Source organism: Mesorhizobium sp. M7A.F.Ca.CA.003.01.2.1, assembly GCF_003998945.1.
GTDB lineage: Bacteria > Pseudomonadota > Alphaproteobacteria > Rhizobiales > Rhizobiaceae > Mesorhizobium > Mesorhizobium ciceri.
In genome coordinates this window covers 1-3,338 of the sequence record NZ_RZRA01000647.1, presented here as the reverse complement: position 1 = coordinate 3,338, position 3,338 = coordinate 1, and the positions used below count along the sequence as shown (strand labels likewise).

Annotated in this window: 3 protein-coding genes; 2 read left to right on the top strand and 1 reads right to left on the bottom strand. The window is 65.4% G+C overall.

Annotated elements, in window-relative coordinates; all coding sequences use genetic code 11:
• Both EN969_RS22940 and EN969_RS22935 read left to right on the top strand, forming a co-directional pair.
• Positions 1–941: TonB family protein (locus EN969_RS22940; protein WP_127419417.1), on the top strand; the 941-nt coding region annotated here is incomplete at its 5' end.
• Between the two features lie 62 nt (positions 942–1,003).
• Entirely contained in the window at positions 1,004–1,318 is a 315-nt protein-coding gene (locus EN969_RS22935; RefSeq protein ID WP_027039045.1) for an antibiotic biosynthesis monooxygenase, read from the top strand.
• A 115-nt stretch (positions 1,319–1,433) separates the two neighbouring features.
• Here the strand turns inward: EN969_RS22935 and EN969_RS22925 are convergent.
• The coding region (locus tag EN969_RS22925; RefSeq protein WP_127419416.1) for an L-glutamate gamma-semialdehyde dehydrogenase at positions 1,434–3,338 on the bottom strand (1,905 nt) is incomplete at its 5' end.

The window sequence follows — 3,338 nt, the reverse complement described above, 5'->3', positions numbered from 1 at the left end:
CCGAGCTGGCGATAGACCCAACCGAGCCGCTCGCGCTGCCGCGGCCGTCGGCCTGGAACCGCAAATGGACGGCGGCGATCGTCGTCTCCTGCGCGCTCCATGCCGCCGTGGCGGCGGCTTTTCTGATCTCGCCTTCGGGGATTTCGAGTTCCCAGAATGCCGAGCAGCCGGAAGGCAGTGATCAGTCGGGCACCAACGTGGTCGGCAGCGCGCTGGACAAGGACCCGACGGCAATAAACGTTGCACTGGTGCCCAGCCCGCAACCGGCCAAACCACAGCCGGCAACGCCGCCCAAGCCGTCGCAGCCAACGGAGGCCTCCCAACCTGCCGCGGAAGCGGCAAAGCCGCCGCTCAAGCCTTTGCCGGAACCTGTCAAACCGCAGGCGGTCACCCCGGACATACTGGTGGCCGGCGCCCCTCGCCCCGATGATCAGAGCGTGGCTCCCAAGACCGAAGCGCCGGCACAGCCGACCGTTCAGCCCAGGAGCACCGAGACGCCTGTCGCCGTTCCAGAACAGCCGCCGATCCCCAGCGCGAGGCCCAGTCCGGCAGCTGCCCAGTCAAAGACGGCGGATGAGAAGCGCGGCACGGCGGATGGCCAGGACCTGTCGGCGCAAGCGGCCAGCAAGGGCAAAAGGCAAAACGAGGCAGGCACTGCCGCGGAAGATAACTACCGCGGCGATGTCTTTAGAAAGCTCGGCAGCGTCAATCGCACTCTGCCGCCGTCCCTACAACTGGCGGCACGCAACAATGCGGTTGTTAAATTCGTCATAGGCAGGAAGGGCAACATAAATAAGTTGCGCATCCTGGAGACCTCAGGGTCGGCGGCTTTCGATCAGGCGGCGCTTGGCATTATCCGCAAAGCAGCCCCCTTCCCTTCGATTCCACCACAGGCAGCAAGCGCAAGTTTGGAGTTCGAGACCGAAATCGGCCCATTTTGAATGTGCGCAGAACAAAACGCTGCGGCCGCAAATCATCAACATCCCTGTGAGAGGAAACCACCATGTACATCGCCATGAACCGCTTCAAGGTGCAGACCGGCTCGGAGAACGATTTCGAAGCCGTGTGGAAGAACCGCGATTCCAGCCTTGCGGAGATGAAGGGGTTCCGCGAATTCCACCTGCTGCGAGGCCCGGTCAACGAGACCGAAGGCTACACGCTGTTTGCATCGCACACCGTGTGGGCGAGCCACGATGATTTCATCGCCTGGACCAAGTCCGAGAATTTCCGCGCTGCCCACAGGAATGTCGGCACGACGAAGGTCCACTATCTCGGCCACCCCCAGTTCGAGGGTTTTTCGGTCGTCGAAGGCGCGTAATGCATGTCGCTCAAAAGTGGTCCCGGTTTTGGGACAACGACATGCATAAACCGAAAGAGATAGAGCCATTCACCGTTTCCACGAAACGGTGAATGGCTCTATCGACCGGCCGGAGTCAGGCTCCGGCCAGCAAGGTCGCATTGCCGCCCGCGGCGGTGGTGTCGACGCAGACGGCCCGCTCATGTGCATAAGCCGCCGGGTTCAACACTTCGCTGACCAGCGGCACGATCGGGCCTGAGCGATCAGCGATAACCCTGCGCACGATGCGCGCGGCCTCTGGCGTGCCGGAAAAAGCAACGATATCGACGCGCAGCGAGCGTGCCTCGACCGGATCAGGCCGCCCGTCGATGACGGCCAGTGGGAGGCCCTTGCCGGTCAGAGCGGAAAGGGCCGCCGGTGCACCCGGTGCAACGGCCAGCACGGCGTTGCCGGCGGCGAGCGCCTGGATCGTCTGCGCCAGCAGCGTATCACCATCGGGACCAAGGCACAGCACCCGTCCACGTGGCGACAGCGAGAGCGTGTTGGCTTCGCCGGTCGGCCCGGGCAGGTCGACCTGGCCGAAATCGATGCCGGCGGCCGCACCAATGGCCGCAGCACCCTTGCCGCGCAGATGCTTCCTCAGAATGGCGATCCGGTCCGGACGCGTCGACCAGCCGCCAAGTGTGGGATCAGGCAGATTGTCGGCAAGCTCGGTCGCCGTGACCTTGTGGCCATCCTGCACATGGGTGCCGGCCTCCGGCCCCTTGCGGAAGCGGCGGAGATAGTGCGGACCGCCGGCCTTCGGCCCGGTGCCGGAAAGCCCCTCGCCGCCAAACGGCTGCGAACCGACGACGGCGCCGATCTGGTTGCGGTTGACATAGATGTTGCCGGCATGGATGCCATCGACGAAATGCTGCACGCGGCCCTCGATGCGGGTGTGCAGGCCGAAGGTCAGGCCATAACCCTTGCGGTTGATGGCGGCGATGACGGCGTCGATCTGGTCGGCGTCGAAACTGGCGACATGCAGCACCGGCCCGAACACCTCGCGCTCCATGTCCTCGATACCCTTGACCCGGAAGACATGCGGCGCGACGAAGCGACCTTCCCTGGGCGCCTCGAGCTTGGCGATCAGCCTGCCCTGCAGGCCCATCTTCGTGCAATACTCGCGGATCGAGCTTTGCGCCTCGTCGTCGATAACCGGGCCGACATCGGTCGAAATCCGCCAGGGATCGCCGACGTTGAGCGCCTCCATGGCGCCCTTCAGCATCTCCAGCATCTTCTTCTCGACGTCCTTCTGCACGTAGAGTACGCGCAGCGCCGAGCAGCGCTGGCCGGCACTCTGGAAGGCGGAGGCGAGGATATCGCGCACCGCCTGTTCGGGCAGCGCGGTGGAATCGACGATCATGGCGTTGAGGCCGCCGGTCTCGGCGATCAGCATGGCGTCGGGCGCGGCCGTCCCGGCCAGCTGCTTCTCGATCAGCTTGGCAACCTCGGTCGAACCTGTGAAGCAGACGCCAGCGATGCGCGGATCGGCGGTGAGCGGCCCGCCGACCGATGGGCCGTCGCCAGGGAGCAACTGGATGACGTCTTCCGGCACGCCGGCCTCGCGCAGCAGTTCGACGGCGCGGAAGGCGATCAGCGGCGTCTGCTCGGCCGGCTTGGCGATCACCGAATTGCCGGTAACGAGCGCTGCCGCGATCTGGCCGGTGAAGATGGCGAGCGGGAAATTCCACGGCGAAATGCAGACGATGGCGCCGCGCGCTTGCGTGCCCACCTCGGCATTGGCCGCCTCGGTGGCGTAGTAGCGCAGGAAGTCGACCGCTTCGCGCACCTCGGCGACGCCGTCGGCCAGCGATTTGCCGGCCTCGCGGGTGGCGAGTGCAAAGAACTCGACGGCATTGGCCTCATAGAGATCGGCGGCCCGGTTGAGGATGGCGGCGCGCTCGGCGACGGGACGCTTCGCCCAGGCCGGTTGCGCTTCCACCGCGAAGCGCACGGCGGTCGCGACTTGCTTGGCAGCTGCTTCGCTGACCGTGCCGAC

Excerpts from the sequence above, each read along its gene's own strand:
- EN969_RS22935 (WP_027039045.1), top strand. The coding sequence starts at position 1,004 with ATGTACATCGCCATGAACCGCTTCAAGGTGCAGACCGGCTCGGAGAAC.